Genomic DNA, 17,002 nt, shown 5'->3' with positions numbered 1-17,002 from the left:
GAAGCGCCAGCTTCGGCGGGCATCGGCTAGCTTTGCTCCAGCCGGCGCCCCAGCGCCCAGACCGCGGCCAGTACCACCACCACCGCTCCCATCAGCCCCAGCGACCACCAGAAGCCCTGGGGCTCGCGCAGCCATGGCATGCGGTCGAAGTTCATGCCGAAGATGCCGGTGATCAGCGTGAGCGGCATGAACAGCGCGGTGATCAGCGTCAGCGTGCGCATGGTGCGATTGGTGCGGTGCGCCACCGAAGAGAAGTGAATCTGCACCGCGGATTCGATCGAGTCCTCCAGCCGGCGCGCATGCGCGAGCACGCGCGAGATGTGCTCCATCACGTCGTTGATCCGCACCAGCAGCGCATCGTCGCGGCCCGCCGTGCTTGGCGTACCTGGCGAGCCTGCGGCGGGCCCTTCACTCGCGATGCTGTAGCTGTTGTCGAGCAGACTGTCGCGGAACTCCTGCAGCGCGTCGTGCTGCTCCTCGCACAAGTGCTCCAGCCGCCGCAGCTCGATGCGGGCATCGAGCAAGCCCTCCCAGCTGGAAAAGCTGCGCCGCGCGTTAAGCAGCGCGCGCTGCCACCGGTCGAGCTGGCGCGTCAGCGGCGCACGCAGGTCCAGGTAGCGGTCGACCATGGCGTTGAGCAGCCGCAGCATCAGGTCTTCCGGGCGCGTTGGCGGGCGGATGCCATGCACCAGCGCGGCGTGGCCGTTGGCCCGTGTCTTTGACGCCGCTTGCGGCCGCGGCGCCTGGCACAGCTCAAGCAGGCGCTGGCGCACCTGGTCCAGCGTGCGCGATTGCGCGGGCCGTACCGTCAGCAGCACGTTGTCAAAGACGAAGAACGTGACCGGCTGGGTATCGATCTTGGCCAGCGCGGGCAGGAAGCCCGGCGGGTAGCGGCGCGGCTTGGCTGGGGCACTGGGTTTTGCCGCGGACTGCGGGCCGGCTGTCGCGGCGGCGGAAGCCGTGGCCGAAGCCACGGGCTGGCCCGGCATCGTCGACATGTCTATCGCGGCGGTGGCCGAGGCCGCCGCCGTTGCAGCCGTACTCGCACTCGTTCCGGATGCCGCCGCCCCCTCTGCGCCAGCCTCGGCGATCAGCCGGCTGGTCTCGAAGGTAAGCTTGCGGAAGATCACCATGTCGTAGGCATGCGTCGTATCGAAATACGACGGATGCGACGGGTTGGTGGCATCGATGAGATGCAGGTCCAGCACCGCGGCGCCCGTCAGCGCCTGGACGCGGTCGCGCCAGGCCGTCGGCGCGGCGCTGATTTCCTCGATCGGCGTGTCGACCCAGACGAAACGGGCCGCTGCATTGCCGGCGAGGAAGTCGCGCGCCGCGTCGAGCGAGGCGAGCGGATGGACCTGACTAGCGGAAAAGCCTAGCAGCTGCATCCGGGGCGGTTCAGCGCGTGAGCAGGCGAGCGGCGTCGCGTGCGAAATAGGTCAGGATGCCATCGGCGCCGGCGCGGCGGAAGGCCAGCAGCGATTCCATCATGACCTTGTCGTGATCCAGCCAGCCATTCTGGGCTGCGGCCTTGAGCATCGCGTACTCGCCGCTGACCTGGTAGACGTAGGTGGGGAAACGGAACTCGTCCTTCACGCGCCGCAGGATGTCGAGGTAGGGCATGCCGGGCTTGACCATCACCATGTCAGCGCCTTCCATGATGTCCTGCGCCACTTCGCGCAGGGCTTCGTCGGAGTTGGCCGGGTCCATCTGGTAGGTCATCTTGTTGCCCTTGCCCAGGTTGGCCGCCGAGCCCACCGCATCGCGGAACGGGCCGTAGAAGGCTGAGGCGAACTTGGCCGAGTACGCCATGATCCGGGTATGGATATGGCCGCCGTCTTCCAGCGCCGCGCGCACGGCGCCGATGCGCCCGTCCATCATGTCCGAGGGCGCCACGATATCGACGCCGGCCGCGGCCTGCGTCAGCGCCTGCTTGACCAGGATCTCCACGGTGACGTCATTGATCACGTAGCCGTCGTCGTCCAGCACGCCGTCCTGGCCGTGGCTGGTGTACGGATCCAGCGCCACGTCGGTCAGCACGCCCAGTTCCGGGAAGCGGTCCTTGAGCGCGCGCACGGCGCGCGGGATCAGGCCTTCGGCGTTGGTCGCCTCGATGCCGTCGGGCGTTTTCAAGGCCGGATCGATGACCGGGAACAGCGCGATGACCGGGATGCCGAGTTTCACGCAGTCTTCCGCCACCGGCAGCAACAGATCAATCGACAAACGCTCTACGCCGGGCATGGACGCCACGCTCTCGCGCTGGTGATGGCCGTCGACGATAAATACCGGATAGATCAGGTTATCTGGTGACAAGCGGTTCTCGCGCATCAGCCTGCGTGAGAAATCATCACGGCGCATGCGGCGCGGACGGTACTCGGGAAAAGTGGACATGGCTTGAGAGAGGAGTCGGAAAAGAAGTGGGGGAGTCTGCCGGGCGGCTGGCGCGATGTGGCTGGCGAGTGCCTGACCAGGCCGCTTGCGAAAGAAAAACTAAACTTTTGATCTCGCCCGCTATCATACTCGCGGACACTCTGCGTTGCGCTTGCGTGATGCAGCGTCCCCCGCTACTCCTCCCTGAGCGGGTACCCGCCCTTAACCGGTGGGAAAGTTCGCCCCCGTTGCTTGCAACGGGGTTTTTTTTTGCCGGCTCATTCACCGATTCACTTGTCGATTCGACAACAGGGCGGGCGCAGGGGTAGGTACGCTTTGCGGCACCAAAGGATCAGTTCGCGGGCGTGTCGGGAGGCGCATCGTCCGCAGCCGTATCTGGCTCGGCTTGGGCTTGCCGCGCAGCCGCGGCCTTGCTGTCCTGGGCTGCGGGCGGCAGGGCCTCGGGCAGGGACAGCCAGCCCGCCACCACGCGCTGGGCTTCCTCGATGCCGCGGCGCTTCAGGCTGGAGAACAGCTGTGCGGTCAGGGGTACGGGCGTGTCGAGCTGTTCTGCGTAGCCGGCCAGCACCTTACGGGTTTCGCGCAAGGCAAGGGCGTTCTCGCTGTTGGTCAGCTTGTCAGCCTTGGTCAGCAGCACGTGAATCGGCCGGCCCGTGGGCAGGAACCACTCGACCATCTGGCAATCCAGGTCGGTAAAGGGGCGGCGCGCGTCCATCATCAGCACCAGGCCGGACAGCTGCGAGCGGGTCTGCACGTAGTCGCTCAGCAACGCTTGCCAATGGAACTTGGCCGACCCCGAGACCTGCGCATAGCCGTAGCCGGGCAAGTCGACGAGGAAGGCGAGCGGGTCCGGCGCCTTGACCGGGGCCACGCCGAAGAAGTTGATGTGCTGGGTGCGGCCTGGCGTGCGCGACGAGAAAGCCAGCCGCTTCTGATTGCACAGGATGTTGATGGCGGTGGATTTGCCGGCGTTGGAGCGGCCGGCGAACGCCACTTCCGGCACGGCCGTGGCAGGCAGGTCGCGCAGATGATTGACGGTAACGAAAAAGCGGGCCTGATGTAGGAGGGACATGCGCTTGGGCGATGGGGCGGGTGGGGGCGGGCTGCCGCCTGGATTCAGGCGGGTTCGCTGGCGTCACCGCGCCGATGTGAGTGAGGTGGGCGGCACATGTGGCCGCCTGGATGGCCGGGGCTGGCGTCTGGCCGCGTCGCGGCGCGCACATCCTCTATCCGGCACACGATTTATTGTACAATAACGCGGTTAACGGCCTCCCGATTAGGTGACGCGCGGCATCCTTGGTCGCGCATTTATCTGGCAGGGAAGTCTTGCGTGTCCGTTCCATCGTGGTAGCAAGCCTGTTGGTCTAGTCCCTGTTTTGGCGCCGAAGCCTGGCGCCGGCGCAAGAGGGCCAACCGGGGGTCTGGGCCTGCTACCGGGATATTCGCACGGTCTGCCGCTCTCGTTCGCATGGGGGCGGTGCCATCCGGCCTTCGCCTGGGCGTTTTCTGGCTTCAGGCGAGCCGGCGGTCCGTCGTGATGAATTTCCGATGTCAAAGTGCCTGTCCATCGCGTCCTCACCGCGGGCAGTGTGCTGAACGGCGTGCCCCATGGAATTCAAAACAATTCAGACAAGGTGTGCGAATGAACCGCATTGCGAAACTTCTGGCTGTTGTGGCGCTGGCTCTGCCGGCAACTGCCATGACCGGTCTGGCATCTGCCGCAGAGCAGGCCGCCGCAAAGGCTGATCCGGCCAAGGGCGAAACCCTCTACACGCAAGGTGCCCCTGATCGCAATGTCCCGGCTTGCCTGAGTTGCCATGGCGCCAACGGCAACAGCGGCGGCGCCGCCAATCCGAAGCTGGCCGCCCAGCAGCCGGAATACGTGCACAAGCAGCTCGACGACTTCAAAGCCAAGGCTCGCAACAACGCCATCATGTCGCCGTACGCGGCCGCCTTGTCCGAGCAGGAAATGAAGGACGTCGGCGCCTACCTGGCCAAGCAGACCCTCAAGCCTGCCACCGCCAAGAACAAGGACACCATCGAAGCCGGCCAGAAGATCTATCGCGGTGGCATCGCGGCCAAGGGCGTGCCAGCCTGCGCGGCTTGCCACGGCCCCACCGGCGCCGGCATTCCGGCCCAGTATCCGCGCATCGGCGGTCAATGGTCCGAGTACACCGAAGCACAACTGGTCGCGTTCCGCCAGGGCACCCGCAAGAACAATCCCGTGATGACGACCATCGCCGCCAAGATGTCGGACGCCGAGATCAAGGCTGTGGCCGATTACGTCGCAGGGATTCGCTAAGTCGTTCCGCGCCGGGTAGCCGGAGCACCGCAGCGGGCCTCGCCACTCGCGAGGCACCACGCACAGGTGCAACCAAGCAGCCCGGCAACAATCGAAGAGGGTGGCCTGCGCGAGCAAGTCCACCCTTTTTCATTTCAAGGCCGAGGGCCCCACTGCACATGTCCACCGCTTCCACGTCAGGACTGCACCTGAAGACTTCTCACCGCCTGCTACGCGACGCGGTCGAGTTGCTGTCCTCGATGCGTTTCGCTATCGCGCTGCTGACGGTGATTGCGATTGCCAGTGTGGTCGGCACCGTCCTCAAGCAGAACGAGCCCTATCCCAACTATGTGAACCAGTTCGGTCCCTTCTGGGCTGACCTGTTCCACGCGCTGTCGCTGCAAAAGGTTTACAGCTCCTGGTGGTTCCTGCTGATCCTGACCTTCCTGGTGATTTCCACCTCGCTGTGCCTGACCCGCAACGCGCCAAAGATGATCAAGGATATGCGCTCGTGGAAGGACCACGTGCGCGAGCGCAGCCTGCGGTCCTTCCACCATCACGCCGAGTTTGATTCGGGCCGCCCCCGCGCCGATGCGGTGACGCGCCTCACCGCGCTGCTGGCCAATCGCGGCTACCGTATCAAGAGCGTTGCGCATGAGGGCGCCACCTTGCTGGCCGCCAAGGCGGGCGCGGCCAACAAGCTAGGCTACATCCTCGCGCACACCGCTATCGTGGTGATCTGCGTCGGCGGCCTGCTCGATGGCGACATGCTGATCCGCGCGCAGATGTGGTTTGGCGGAAAGAGCCCGATCAGCGGCAACGCCGTGATCAACGACATCCCGCCCGAGCACCGTTTGTCGGTCAACAATCCGGGCTTTCGCGGCAACGCCTTCGTGCCGGAAGGCTCGACGGTGTCCACCGCCATCCTGAATATCTCGGACGGCGCGCTGGTGCAGGACCTGCCGTTCAATATCACGTTGAAGAAATTCACCGTCGAGCATTACTCGACCGGCATGCCCAAGCTGTTCGCCTCCGACGTGGTCATTACGGACCGTGCCACCGGCCGCAAGACCGAGGCCACCATCAAGGTCAATGAGCCACTGGTAGTGAATGGCGTGGCCATCTACCAGTCCAGCTTCGAGGATGGCGGCTCCAAGCTGAAGTTCGTTGGCTACCCGATGCAGGGTATCGGCGACAAGACCTTTGCCTTTGCCGGCACCGTGGGCGCCAACGCGCCACTGACCGGCACGGGCAACGCGGCCGATGCCGAGGGGTTGACGGTCGAGTTCAGCGATTTCCGCCTGATGAATATCGAGAACGTCACCGATGCGTCGGGCAAGCCGGACGCGCGTGGCGTTGCGCGCAAGTCGCTCAACGAGAAGCTCGAGTCCCACCTGGGCTCGGCGGTCAATCCTGACCGTGCAAAGGAGTTGCGCAACGTTGGCCCTTCGGTGCAGTACAAGTTGCGCGACCGCAACGGCCAGGCCCGCGAATTCAACAACTACATGGTGCCGGTGCAACTCGATGGCCAGTCGGTCTTCCTTGCCGGCATGCGGGATACGCCTAGCGAGCCGTTCCGCTACCTGCGCATCCCGGCCGACGAGCAAAACAGCGTGGCGGACTGGATGCGCTTGCGCGCCGCGCTCCAGGACCGCGCGATGCGCAGCGAAGCCGCGCGCCGCTTCGCACTTGCCTCGATGCCGGGCGATGGCCGCGAAGTATTGCGCGGCCAGTTGGCCGAGAGTGCCTTGCGCGCGCTCGATCTGTTTGCAGGTGCCTCGCGCAGCAACCCGCAAGCCCCGCCGGGCGGCTTCACCGCGATTGCGGCCTTCCTGGAAAAGTCCGTGCCGCCGGCCGAGCAGCAGAAAGCCGCGGATGTGCTGCTGAAGATCCTCAATGGGTCGATGTGGGAGCTCTGGCAGTTGGCGCGCGCGCAGGACAAGCTGCCGGTGGTGCCAAATAGTGCCCAGAGCGGCGCTTTCATGCAGCAAGCCATTAATGCGCTGTCCGACAGTTTCTTCTACACCGCGCCGGTTTTCCTGCAGCTCGACGACTTCACGGAAGTGAAGGCCAGCGTGTTCCAGATGACCCGTGCACCAGGGAAGAACATCGTGTATCTTGGCTGTCTGCTCTTGGTGCTGGGCGTGTTCTCGATGTTCTACATCCGCGAGCGCCGCGTCTGGTTCTGGGTGAAGGATCCCGCAGATGCCGTGGGAACCGCCAGCGGGCAGGGCGCCGCCAGCCATGTGCTGATGGCCATGTCCACGCAGCGCCGTACATTGGATTTCGAGAAAGAGTTTGTCGCGCTGCGCGACGATGTTGGCCGCGCCGCCGGCAGCATCGACACGACCGGCGCCCGCAATTAAGCAGGAACCACTATGTCTTCGAATGTGAATCAGGCCCGGCCGCGCGTGCACGAGAGTCCGGCGGGCGTTGCCGCGAGTGACGCCGAGCAGGCCTACCTGGAGCCGTCGTTCCTGCGCCGGCTGGGCTGGGTCGACTGGCTCTTTGCCTTGATGCTGGCAGTGGGCGCGGGCTTCGCGCTGGCGCGCTACGGCGAGTGGATGAATGTCTACGACAAGGGCGTGCTGATCGCCGCGGTGCCTACCTTTGCGCTGCTGGGATGGCACTGGAAGCCGGTGCGGCTGCTGATGGTGACGCTGACCGTGTTGTCGCTGTTCGCGATCCAGCTCTACCAGGGCCAGTTGCCGCGCGCCGAGCAGGCCTTCTTCCTCAAGTACTTCCTGTCGAGCCAGTCCGCCATCTTGTGGATGAGCGCCCTGGTGTTCCTGTCCACCCTGTTCTATTGGGGCGGCCTGCTGGCGCGCTCGGAGACCGGGCTGCAGATCGGCAGCAAGATGGTGTGGGCGGCGGTGGTGCTGGGCTTTACCGGCATGCTGGTGCGCTGGTACGAGTCCTACCTGATCGGCGCCGACATCGGCCACATCCCCATCTCCAATCTGTACGAAGTGTTCGTGCTGTTCACGCTGATCACCTCGTTGTTCCACCTGTATTACGAAGGCCGCTACAAGACCCGTGCGCTGGGGCCGTTCGTGATGCTGGTGGTATCGGCGGCCGTCGGTTTCCTGCTGTGGTATACGGTCAGCCGCGACGCGAGCGAAATCCAGCCGCTGGTGCCCGCGCTGCAGAGCTGGTGGATGAAGATCCACGTGCCGGCCAATTTCATCGGCTACGGCACCTTCGCCCTGGCCGCCATGGTGTCGGTGGCCTACCTGCTCAAGCAGCACGGCATTCTCGCCGAGCGTCTGCCCTCGCTCGAAGTGCTAGACGATGTGATGTACAAGTCGATCGCGGTGGGCTTTGCCTTCTTCACCATCGCCACCATCCTGGGCGCGCTGTGGGCGGCGGAGGCCTGGGGCGGCTACTGGAGCTGGGACCCCAAGGAAACCTGGGCGCTGATCGTCTGGTTGAACTACGCGGCCTGGCTGCATATGCGGCTGATGAAAGGCCTGCGCGGCACCATGGCGGCCTGGTGGGCGCTGGTGGGTTTGCTGGTCACGACCTTCGCCTTCCTGGGCGTCAACATGTTCCTTTCCGGCTTGCATAGCTACGGCGAACTCTGATCTGGGTGTTGCGCCGCAACGATAAAACCTGCCCATCGCTCCGATGCGGCAGGTTTTTTTTCGCCCGAATGGAATAAAGCCGTCACATCCGGTGTTTACTGAAGGGACGGCGCCGGCTGGCGGTGCCGCATCGCATGGAGATCGACATCATGGCCCTTTCCCGTCCCAACGCAGTCGCTTCCCTCGCATCGTTGTCCCGTCCCGCCGTGCTCGCGCTCGCTTCTGCCGCGGTCCTGCTGTCCGCCTGTTCGGGCATGGGCAGCATGGGTGGCGGCGCCGGCAATATGCCGCCCACGGTGAAAGTTGCCGGTGGCACATTGACCGATCCCCAGGGCCTGACGCTCTACACGTTCGACCGTGACACGGCCGGCAAGAGCGCTTGCAATGGTGGCTGCGCCACCAACTGGCCGCCCCTGATGGCCGCGCCTGGCACCAGCGCCACGGGCGACTACAGCGTGATCACGCGCGACGATGGCGGCAAGCAATGGGCCTATCGCGGCAAGCCGCTCTACCGTTTCTCCAAGGATGCCAAGCCGGGCGACCGCACGGGCGACAACTTCAACAACGCCTGGCACGCGGCAACGCCCTGATACGGGTGAGGGCAGCCTGACGGCATGGACGGCTTCGACCGCCAACTGGTGGCGCTGGCGCCGCGCTTGCGGCGCCACGCCCGGGGCCTGACCGGCGACGCGGCATCCGCCGACGACCTGGTGCAGGACACGCTGGAGCGCGCGCTGCGCTACCGCTGGCGCTTTCGCCTGCGCGCGGGCGCCTGGTGGGGCGATGGCGCGGACGGACTGCTGTCCTGGCTGCTGACCATGATGCACCGGCTGCGCGTGAACGCGTACCGTCGCGCCGACCTGGTGACCTATACCGACACGCTGCCCGACGTACCCGGTGCTGCGCCTGAGCCCGGCCTGCGGCTGGACTTGGCGCGGGCGCTGGCCCGCTTGCCCGAGGCGCAGCGCGCGGTGATGCTGCTGGTCGGCCTGGAGCAGCTCAGCTATGCCGAGGCGGCGCAGGTGCTCGCGGTGYCGGTGGGCACCGTGATGTCCCGGCTGTCGCGGGCTCGGGAGCAGATGCGCATGCTGATGGACGGCGCGCCAGCCAAGGCAGCCGAAGCGAACCCGCAGGCCGCCGGCCGCGCGGCCGGACTGCAGCGAGTCAAATGATGTCCCCAGTCAACGAAGCCGATCTCCACGCCTATGCCGATGGCCAGCTCGATCCCGCTCGACGCGCCGAGGTGGAAGCGTACCTGGCCGCCCATCCCGAAGCCGGGGAGCGCGTGGGGGGCTGGCGGCGGCAAACGGAAGAATTGCACGCGGCATTCGATGGCGTGCTCAATGAATCCGTGCCGCTGGCGGCACTTCCGCCAAGGCTGCGGGGCAGCCGCCGCGACGCGGCGCGGCGACCCGCTGGCTGGGGCATGGCGCTGGCCGGCAGCCTTGCCTCCCTGGCGGTAGGCGGCGCAATCGGGTGGGTTGCGCATGATCGGGCGGACACGCTGGCGGCTGGGGCGCCGTCGGTGGAGCGCTTCGCGCGCGAGGCGCTGGCCAGCCATGTCGTCTACGCGCCGGAGGTGCGCCATCCGGTCGAAGTGGCGGCCACCGATGAAGCCCATCTTGTTGCCTGGCTGTCCAAGCGCCTGGGCGCGCCGCTGCGCGTGCCGGACCTGCGCGCCCAGGGATTCCACCTGATCGGGGGCCGTCTCGGCGTGGCCGAGGGCGGTCCGTCGGCCATCCTGATGTACGAGGCCGACGACGGCACCCGGCTGTCGCTGCAACTGCGGCACATGGCGCGCGACACGCCCGATACGGGCTTCCGGCTGGAGCGCATGGCCCCGGGGCCAAGTGAGCGTCCCGCCGCCGCGGCGCGTACCATGGCCTTTTACTGGGTAGACCGGGATCTTGGCTTCGCGCTGGCCGGGCCGCTGGAACGCGCCCCCTTGCTGGCACTGGCGGAGGCCGTTTACCGGCAGTATCAGGGCGGTTGAGCCATAGTCATGCGTTGCGCGGGGCAGCCTGCATCCGTTTGCTGGCCACAATGCATGCATAGGCCGGGCGAGGCGGCGGTGACGGCGACGACGGGCCTGAAAATGGATGTCAGGATTCCCTCGCTCCAACCGACTCAAGCGCAAGTCCAATCGTCCAGGCGGGCCCAGCCCGGGCCAGGCACGAACGGTGAACCGCATTTTGCATATGGCACGCAACGAGGAACAACGATGCTGATCCCCTCCCCGAAATGGCTGCGCGGCGACGACATTGCCGCCAGCGAGATCACGCCCCGAGGTGTTTTCGACGCGCGTCGCCGCTTGCTGGCGCTGGCTGCCGCGGGCGCCACGGGGAGCACGCTGGCGCCATGGTTCGCACGCGATGCGCACGCCCAGGCGCCGCGCGGGCAGAAACTGCCGGCCACGCCCAACAATGCCTACGTGGTGCCCGAGAAGCGCACGCCTTACGAGGACGTCACCACGTACAACAACTACTACGAATTCGGCACCGACAAGGCGGACCCGGCGCACAATGCCGGCACGCTGCGGACCCGGCCGTGGCAGGTCGCGGTCGAAGGCCTGGTGAAGAAGCCCAAGGTCTACGACATCGACGAACTCGTGCGCCTGATGCCGATGGAAGAGCGGGTTTACCGGCTGCGCTGCGTCGAGGGCTGGTCGATGGTGATTCCGTGGAGCGGCTACGCGCTGGCCGAGCTGGTCCGCCGCGTCGAGCCGCAGCCGGGCGCGAAGTACGTGGAGTTCGTCACCCTCAACGACAAGAAGCAGATGCCGGGCGTTAGCGCTCGCGTGCTGGACTGGCCCTACACCGAAGGCCTGCGCATGGATGAGGCGATGCACCCGCTGACCTTGCTGGCCTTTGGCCTGTACGGCGAGGTGCTGCCCAACCAGAACGGCGCGCCCGTGCGCGTGGTGGTGCCCTGGAAGTACGGCTTCAAGAGTGCCAAGTCCATCGTCAAGATCCGCTTCGTCGACAAGCAGCCCGCCACCAGCTGGAACCTGGCCGCCGCGCAGGAGTACGGTTTTTACTCCAACGTGAATCCGGATGTGGATCACCCGCGCTGGAGTCAGGCCACGGAGCGCCGCATCGGCGAGGACAAGGGCAGCGGCTTTGGCGCGCTGTTCGCGCCCAAGCGCAAGACGCTGCCATTCAACGGCTACGCGCAGCAGGTGGCGTCGCTGTATCAGGGCATGGACCTGCGGAAGTTCTTCTGATGGCGCCCCCGGATATGTCCCCGTCGCGCGAGGCGGTGCGCCCGTCGCGGGCGGCCTGGCAGCCCGGGTTCGCTACGCTTGCGCCGGAACGCGTGCGCACGGTGAAGATAGCGGTGTGGCTGCTTGCCATGCTGCCTTTCCTGCGGCTGCTCTATCTTGGCTTTGCCGATCAGTTCGGCGCCAATCCGCTGGAGTTCGTCACGCGCTCGACCGGCACCTGGACGCTGGTCATGCTGTGCGTCACGCTGGCGGTGACGCCGCTGCGCCGGCTCACGGGCTGGAACTGGCTGATCCGGCTGCGCCGCATGCTCGGGCTCTTTGCCTTCTTCTACGCGCTGCAGCATTTCCTGTTATGGCTTGCCGTGGACCGGGGCTTCGATGTGGCCTACATGATCAAGGACATCGCCAAGCGCCCCTTCATCACGGTGGGGTTTGCCGCCTTCGTGCTGATGGCGCCGCTGGCGGCCACCTCGGCCAACGCCATGGTCAAGCGGCTGGGTGGCAAGCGCTGGCAAGGGCTGCACCGGGCGGTGTACGCCATCGCCGTGCTGGCGATCCTGCACTATTGGTGGCATAAGGCCGGCAAGCACGACTTCGGCACGGTATCGATCTACGCTGCCGTGGTGTTCGGGTTGCTCGCGATGCGGGTCTGGTGGTGGTGGCGCAAGCCCGCAACTGGCCTCAATGCACAGCGGTAGGGCTCAAAGGTAGAGCGTAGTCTCGTGCTCGGCGGGGCGCTATGCCTGCCCCGCGTGGGGGAGCCATAGCGCTTCAAGATGCCCCCCCGGACCAGATCCAGCTCTGTCGATGTCGCATCGCCGCGGCCGCCCAGGATCAGGATGCTGGGGGCCATTGGCGCGCGAGTGGTTGCGCAGGGGAGCGGGAGCTTAGCCTTGCAGCAGCCGTTCGTCGCGGAACAGGTCAGCCACGTGTTCGCGGCCGCGCACCAGGTGCACGTCGTTGCCGTCGACCATGACTTCGGCCGCGCGCGGGCGGGTGTTGTAGTTGGAGCTCATGACGAAGCCATAGGCGCCGGCTGACATCACGGCCAGCAGGTCGCCCGGCTGCACCGCCAGGGCGCGGTCGCGGCCGAGCCAGTCGCCGGATTCGCATACCGGGCCGACCACGTCGTAGGTCAGGGCGGTGGCCTGCGCGGCCTCGCRCAGTTGCACGGGCTCGATGCGGTGGTAGGCCTCGTACATGGCCGGACGGGCCAGGTCGTTCATGGCTGCGTCGACGATGCAGAAGTTCTTGGCGGCGCCCGGCTTGAGGAACTCAACCTGGGTCAGCAGCACGCCGGCGTTGCCTACCAGCGAGCGGCCCGGCTCGAACAGCACCTCGCGATGGCCATGGCCACGCTCGGCCACGCGGTCCAGCAGTGTGCGGGCAAAGCCGGTGATGTCAGGCGGGGTTTCGTCGTCGTAAGTGATGCCGAGCCCACCGCCTACGTCGATGTGTTCAAGGTTGATGCCTTCGCGTTCCAGCGCTTCCACCACGTCCAGCACCTTGTCCAGCGCTTCCAGGTAAGGGGCGACCTCGGTGATCTGCGAGCCGATATGGCAGTCGATGCCCGCGACATCCAGGTGCGGCAGCGCGGCGGCGGCGCGGTAGGTCGGCAGCACGTCTTCGAAGGCGACGCCGAACTTGTTGCCCTTCAGGCCGGTGGAGATATACGGGTGGGTCTTGGCGTCCACATCCGGGTTGATGCGCAGCGACACGCGCGCGCGCTTGCCCAGGCGGCCGGCCACGGCATTGAGGCGGTCCAGCTCGGGGATCGACTCCACGTTGAATGACAGCACATCGTGCTGGAGCGCCAGTTCCATCTCGGCGGTGGTTTTGCCCACGCCCGAGAACACTACCTTGCGCGGATCGCCGCCCACCGCCAGCACGCGCTGCAGCTCGCCGCCCGACACGATGTCGAAGCCCGCGCCGAGCCTGGCAAAGACCTGCAGGATCGCCAGGTTCGAATTGGCCTTCATGGCGTACTGCACGCGCGCGCGGCGCCCCTGGCACGCAGCGGCGTAGGCCTGGTAGGCGGCGGTCAGCGCGGCGCGCGAGTAGACGTAGGTAGGGGTGCCGTATTCGGCGGCAATGCGCGCGAGCGGCACATGCTCGACGCTCAGGGCGCCGTCGTGGCGATGAAAGAAGGCGGTCATGGTTATTTGGCGGTGGGAGTGGCAGCCGGCACTGCGTCCGGAGCCGTGGCGGGTGCCGTTGTGGCGGCGGAGCCCTTGGGGGCCGCCGGATTCGGCACGGCCGGGTTGCCCAGGCCGGGATCCGGTACGCCCGGCTGCGCCGGTGCGGGAGGCTGCTTGGGCATCGTCAGCGGGCCGCGGATGCCGCATCCCGACAGCAGGGGCATCGCAAGGCTGGCGGCAAACGCCGATACAATCGCAACACGACGCAACATCGGGTCGTCCTTAAAATGTCGTCCAGGGTCGTCCCCGATCGTCCCGGAGTGTCCCTCAAGCGGAGCGCGGCGGGACCACCGGAAATACGAAGTACTTTTCAATACGCTGCCGGCTACGGCACTACATCGCTATAGCGGCGCTGGCCGGCGGTCTTGGAGTTTAGCATGCCCCCCATGAGTGAAAGTGAGTTCCTGGCGCTGGCCCAGCAAGAGCTGGACCGGCTGGAAAGTGCGGTGGAAACCGCCGCCGACGCGGCCGACGCCGACATCGAAATCAACCGTGCCGGCAATCTCATGGAGCTCGAATTCGAAGACGGCTCCAAGATCATCGTCAACAGCCAGGCGCCCATGCAGGAACTGTGGGTGGCGGCGCGCTCGGGCGGTTTCCATTTTCGCCATGATGGCCAGCGCTGGGTCGATACGCGCGGCGGCGGCGAGCTGTATGCGGCGCTGTCCGGCTACGTGAGCCAGCAGGCGGGGGTGATGCTGAAACTGGCCTGAGCGCTCTCGCCCAGGCACGAAAAAGCCGGCGCGAAGCCGGCTTTTTCATTGGCGGGAAGCTGTCCCGGCGGGGCCTCAGCCGCCGCCGAACATCTCCAGGATGCGCTTCTTCTCTGCCTCGACATCGGCGGGCGATTGCGTGCTTTCGTCCGGCTTGCCCGGCCATGGATCGCCCAGGCCAACCGAAGCCACGCCGGCGCCGCCCGCGTTTTCCTCGAAGGTCCAGTCGCCGCCCACCATGACCACGCCTTCCGGAGCCTGGCGTTCGGGGATTTCCGGCGCGCCTTTGAGCATCTTGCCCATGTAGCCCACCCAGATCGGCAAGGCCAGGCCGCCGCCGGTCTCGCGCACGCCCAGGCTCTTGGGCTGGTCGTAGCCCATCCAGGCGATGGCCACCAGCTTGGGCGTGTACCCGGCGAACCAGGCGTCGACGGCGTCGTTGGTGGTGCCGGTCTTGCCGGCCAGGTCATTGCGGCCCAGACGCTGCTTGGCGCTGTTTGCCGTGCCGCTGCGCACGACCTCACGCAGCATGCTATCGGCGATGAAGGCAGTGCGGGCGTCGAGTACGCGCACTGCATCCTCGCCGGCGCGCTGGGGCTTGGTCTCGGAAATCACGTTGCCGCGGGCATCGACCACCTTCTGGATCAGGTAGGGATTGACGCGGAAGCCGCCGTTGGCAAACACCGAATAGGCGCCCGCCATCTGCAGCGGGGTGACGCTGCCCGCGCCCAGCGCCATTGGCAGGTAAGCCGGGTGCTTGTCGGCGTCGAAGCCGAAGCGCGTGATGTAGTCCTGGGCGTACTGGGTGCCGATGGCGCGCAGGATGCGCACCGACACCAGGTTCTTGGACTTGGCCAGCGCGCGGCGCATGGTCATCGGGCCTTCGAACTTGCCATCGTAGTTCTTCGGCTCCCAGACCTGGCCGCCGTTGTCGCTGATCGAAATCGGCGCGTCGTTGATCACCGTGGCGGGGGAGAAGCCCTTTTCCAGTGCCGCGGAGTAGATGAACGGCTTGAAGCTGGAGCCGGGCTGGCGCCATGCCTGCGTCACGTGGTTGAACTTGTTGCGGTTGAAATCGAAGCCGCCAACCATCGAGCGGATCTCGCCGTTTTCCGGGTTGAGCGAGATAAAGGCGGCGGATACTTCCGGCAGCTGCGTGACCGTCCATGCGCCTTTTTCGTCCTGCGTCACGCGGATGATCGCGCCCGGCCGGATCTTGGCCTTGGGCTGCGCATTGGCCGCCAGCGACGGCGCAATGAAGCGCAGCGCCTGGCCTTCGATGGTGGCGACTTCGCCGGACAGCAGTGTGGCGGTGACCTGCTTGGCCGTCACGCTGGTGACCACGGCCGAGCGCAGGTCGTCGCTGCCCGGGTGCTCCAGCAGCGCGTCGTCGATGGCCTGCTCGCGCTCGTCCGCGCCGGGGGGCAGGTCGATAAAGGCCTCGGGTCCACGGTAGCCGTGGCGGCGCTCGTAATTCATGATGCCCGAGCGCACCGACTCATAGGCGGCGTCCTGGTCGAGCTTGTTAAGCGTGGTGTAGACGGTCAGGCCGCGGGTGTAGGTTTCCTCACGGTATTGCGCGTACATCAACTGGCGCACGATCTCGGCCACGTACTCGGCGTGGGTGGAGAACTCATTGCCCTCGCCGCGCACCTTCAGTTCCTCGTGGATGGCATGGTCGTATTGCTCGGGCGTGAGGTAGCGCAGGTCGCGCATGCGCTGCAGGATGTACTCCTGGCGCACCTTGGCGCGCTTGGGGTTGACCACCGGGTTGTAGGCCGACGGCGCCTTGGGCAGGCCGGCCAGCATGGCGGCCTCGGCCGGCGTCACGTCCTTGATCGACTTGCCGAAATACACCCGGGCCGCGCTGGCAAAGCCATAGGCGCGCTGCCCCAGGTAGATCTGGTTCATGTACAGCTCGAGGATCTGGTCCTTGGACAGGTTGGCCTCGATCTTGTAGGCCAGCAGCATTTCATACAGCTTGCGGGTGTACGTCTTCTCGCTGGAGAGGAAGAAGTTGCGCGCCACTTGCATGGTGATGGTGGAGGCGCCCTGCGACAGGCCGCCGCGCAGGTTGGCCAGCCCGGCGCGCAGCACGCCGACGAAGTCGACGCCGCCATGTTCGTAGAAGCGATCGTCCTCGATGGCCAGCACGGCCTTCTTCATCACGTCCGGTATTTCCGCAATCGGCACAAAATTGCGCCGCTCCTCGCCGAACTCACCGATGAGCACGTTGTCCGCCGTGTAGATCCGCAATGGGATCTTGGGGCGGTAATCCGTGATGGTGTCGAGCGATGGCAGGTTGGGCGCGGCCACCAGCAGCGCGTATCCCACCAGCAGTGCCACCGCCACGATCCCGGCCACCAGCAGGCCCAGGGCCCAAAAGGTTAGCCGCATCCAGATCGGACGTCGGGCAGGTAGGGACGGCTTCTGTTGTGCTGTGGCCATAAGGGAAATACCTAGTTAGAGGTGCCGGGATTATATCTCCCGGGATACTCCGCTCCCGGCGCGTTGTGGCGCGCACGCCGCTATCGTGCTGTTACAAGATGTAATGGGATTGAGATCTGCATGAAACGAAAAGATGGGCGAGGCGGGTAGGGCGAGGGGCACCG

At 66.1% G+C, this 17,002-nt stretch carries 15 protein-coding genes; 9 read left to right on the top strand and 6 right to left on the bottom strand.

Translation table 11 applies throughout. The features are described 5' to 3' along the window. Positions 1-26: 26 nt before the first annotated feature. The 3 genes from AB4061_RS23210 to yihA form a co-directional block, all read right to left on the bottom strand. Positions 27-1,388 (bottom strand): magnesium transporter CorA family protein, encoded by a 1,362-nt coding sequence (locus AB4061_RS23210; RefSeq protein ID WP_441637902.1) that lies wholly within the window; start codon positions 1,386-1,388, stop codon positions 27-29. Between the two features lie 10 nt (positions 1,389-1,398). Next, positions 1,399-2,391: a porphobilinogen synthase gene (gene hemB, locus AB4061_RS23205; protein ID WP_441637900.1), complete on the bottom strand. Its 993-nt coding sequence runs from the start codon at positions 2,389-2,391 to the stop codon at positions 1,399-1,401. Between the two features lie 331 nt (positions 2,392-2,722). Then, positions 2,723-3,463: a ribosome biogenesis GTP-binding protein YihA/YsxC gene (gene yihA / locus AB4061_RS23200; protein ID WP_441637898.1), complete on the bottom strand. Its 741-nt coding sequence runs from the start codon at positions 3,461-3,463 to the stop codon at positions 2,723-2,725. A gap of 570 nt (positions 3,464-4,033) precedes the next feature. Here yihA and AB4061_RS23195 point away from each other — a divergent pair. From AB4061_RS23195 to msrQ, 8 genes are all read left to right on the top strand, one after another. Further along, on the top strand, positions 4,034-4,693 hold the full coding sequence (locus AB4061_RS23195) for a c-type cytochrome (protein ID WP_441637896.1): 660 nt from the start codon (positions 4,034-4,036) through the stop codon (positions 4,691-4,693). Between the two features lie 158 nt (positions 4,694-4,851). Further along, entirely contained in the window at positions 4,852-7,038 is a 2,187-nt protein-coding gene (locus AB4061_RS23190; protein ID WP_441637893.1) for a cytochrome c biogenesis protein ResB, read from the top strand. A gap of 12 nt (positions 7,039-7,050) precedes the next feature. Then, positions 7,051-8,256 carry a c-type cytochrome biogenesis protein CcsB gene (ccsB, locus tag AB4061_RS23185; RefSeq protein WP_441637891.1) on the top strand — a complete coding sequence of 402 codons (1,206 nt, stop codon included), beginning with the start codon at positions 7,051-7,053 and terminating at the stop codon, positions 8,254-8,256. A 149-nt stretch (positions 8,257-8,405) separates the two neighbouring features. Continuing rightward, on the top strand, positions 8,406-8,846 hold the full coding sequence (locus AB4061_RS23180) for a COG4315 family predicted lipoprotein (RefSeq protein ID WP_174424936.1): 441 nt from the start codon (positions 8,406-8,408) through the stop codon (positions 8,844-8,846). Between the two features lie 24 nt (positions 8,847-8,870). Then, entirely contained in the window at positions 8,871-9,428 is a 558-nt protein-coding gene (locus AB4061_RS23175) for an RNA polymerase sigma factor (RefSeq protein WP_441637889.1), read from the top strand. Next, complete coding sequence (locus AB4061_RS23170; RefSeq protein WP_441637887.1) at positions 9,425-10,249, top strand: anti-sigma factor family protein; 825 nt, start codon at positions 9,425-9,427, stop codon at positions 10,247-10,249. Before AB4061_RS23175 ends, AB4061_RS23170 begins: the two co-directional genes overlap by 4 nt. Positions 10,250-10,477: 228 nt before the next feature. Beyond that, a complete protein-coding gene (gene msrP / locus AB4061_RS23165; RefSeq protein ID WP_441637885.1) occupies positions 10,478-11,479 on the top strand; it encodes a protein-methionine-sulfoxide reductase catalytic subunit MsrP in 1,002 nt (333 codons plus the stop codon). A gap of 14 nt (positions 11,480-11,493) precedes the next feature. After that, the gene (gene msrQ / locus AB4061_RS23160) at positions 11,494-12,177 is read left to right on the top strand and encodes a protein-methionine-sulfoxide reductase heme-binding subunit MsrQ (protein ID WP_441637883.1); all 684 of its coding nucleotides are present in this window, start codon (positions 11,494-11,496) and stop codon (positions 12,175-12,177) included. Positions 12,178-12,366: 189 nt separating this feature from the next. On the opposite strand, the gene lysA is transcribed toward msrQ, so the two are convergent. Both lysA and lptM read right to left on the bottom strand, forming a co-directional pair. Then, positions 12,367-13,635 (bottom strand): diaminopimelate decarboxylase, encoded by a 1,269-nt coding sequence (lysA, locus tag AB4061_RS23155; RefSeq protein WP_441637881.1) that lies wholly within the window; start codon positions 13,633-13,635, stop codon positions 12,367-12,369. Positions 13,636-13,637: 2 nt separating this feature from the next. Next, positions 13,638-13,889 carry an LPS translocon maturation chaperone LptM gene (lptM, locus tag AB4061_RS23150; RefSeq protein WP_441637879.1) on the bottom strand — a complete coding sequence of 84 codons (252 nt, stop codon included), beginning with the start codon at positions 13,887-13,889 and terminating at the stop codon, positions 13,638-13,640. A 165-nt stretch (positions 13,890-14,054) separates the two neighbouring features. Between lptM and cyaY the strand changes: the two genes are divergently transcribed. Next, positions 14,055-14,390 carry an iron donor protein CyaY gene (gene cyaY, locus AB4061_RS23145; RefSeq protein ID WP_441637877.1) on the top strand — a complete coding sequence of 112 codons (336 nt, stop codon included), beginning with the start codon at positions 14,055-14,057 and terminating at the stop codon, positions 14,388-14,390. A gap of 75 nt (positions 14,391-14,465) precedes the next feature. On the opposite strand, the gene AB4061_RS23140 is transcribed toward cyaY, so the two are convergent. Next, positions 14,466-16,838, bottom strand: coding sequence for a penicillin-binding protein 1A (locus tag AB4061_RS23140; protein ID WP_441637875.1), 2,373 nt, complete (start codon positions 16,836-16,838; stop codon positions 14,466-14,468). Positions 16,839-17,002: the final 164 nt, after the last annotated feature.

Source organism: Cupriavidus sp. YAF13, assembly GCF_052113425.1.
Taxonomy (GTDB): Bacteria; Pseudomonadota; Gammaproteobacteria; order Burkholderiales; family Burkholderiaceae; genus Cupriavidus.
This window is presented reverse-complemented; position numbering and strand designations above follow the sequence as displayed.

Bases quoted from the DNA above. Each gene is read 5' to 3' on its own strand.
- hemB (WP_441637900.1), bottom strand. From the start codon at position 2,391: ATGTCCACTTTTCCCGAGTACCGTCCGCGCCGCATGCGCCGTGATGAT.
- msrP (WP_441637885.1), top strand. From the start codon at position 10,478: ATGCTGATCCCCTCCCCGAAATGGCTGCGCGGCGACGACATTGCCGCC.
- AB4061_RS23190 (WP_441637893.1), top strand. From the start codon at position 4,852: ATGTCCACCGCTTCCACGTCAGGACTGCACCTGAAGACTTCTCACCGC.
- AB4061_RS23210 (WP_441637902.1), bottom strand. From the start codon at position 1,388: ATGCAGCTGCTAGGCTTTTCCGCTAGTCAGGTCCATCCGCTCGCCTCG.
- yihA (WP_441637898.1), bottom strand. From the start codon at position 3,463: ATGTCCCTCCTACATCAGGCCCGCTTTTTCGTTACCGTCAATCATCTG.
- AB4061_RS23170 (WP_441637887.1), top strand. From the start codon at position 9,425: ATGATGTCCCCAGTCAACGAAGCCGATCTCCACGCCTATGCCGATGGC.
- cyaY (WP_441637877.1), top strand. From the start codon at position 14,055: ATGCCCCCCATGAGTGAAAGTGAGTTCCTGGCGCTGGCCCAGCAAGAG.
- AB4061_RS23195 (WP_441637896.1), top strand. From the start codon at position 4,034: ATGAACCGCATTGCGAAACTTCTGGCTGTTGTGGCGCTGGCTCTGCCG.
- ccsB (WP_441637891.1), top strand. From the start codon at position 7,051: ATGTCTTCGAATGTGAATCAGGCCCGGCCGCGCGTGCACGAGAGTCCG.
- AB4061_RS23180 (WP_174424936.1), top strand. From the start codon at position 8,406: ATGGCCCTTTCCCGTCCCAACGCAGTCGCTTCCCTCGCATCGTTGTCC.
- AB4061_RS23140 (WP_441637875.1), bottom strand. From the start codon at position 16,838: ATGGCCACAGCACAACAGAAGCCGTCCCTACCTGCCCGACGTCCGATC.
- lptM (WP_441637879.1), bottom strand. From the start codon at position 13,889: ATGTTGCGTCGTGTTGCGATTGTATCGGCGTTTGCCGCCAGCCTTGCG.
- msrQ (WP_441637883.1), top strand. From the start codon at position 11,494: ATGTCCCCGTCGCGCGAGGCGGTGCGCCCGTCGCGGGCGGCCTGGCAG.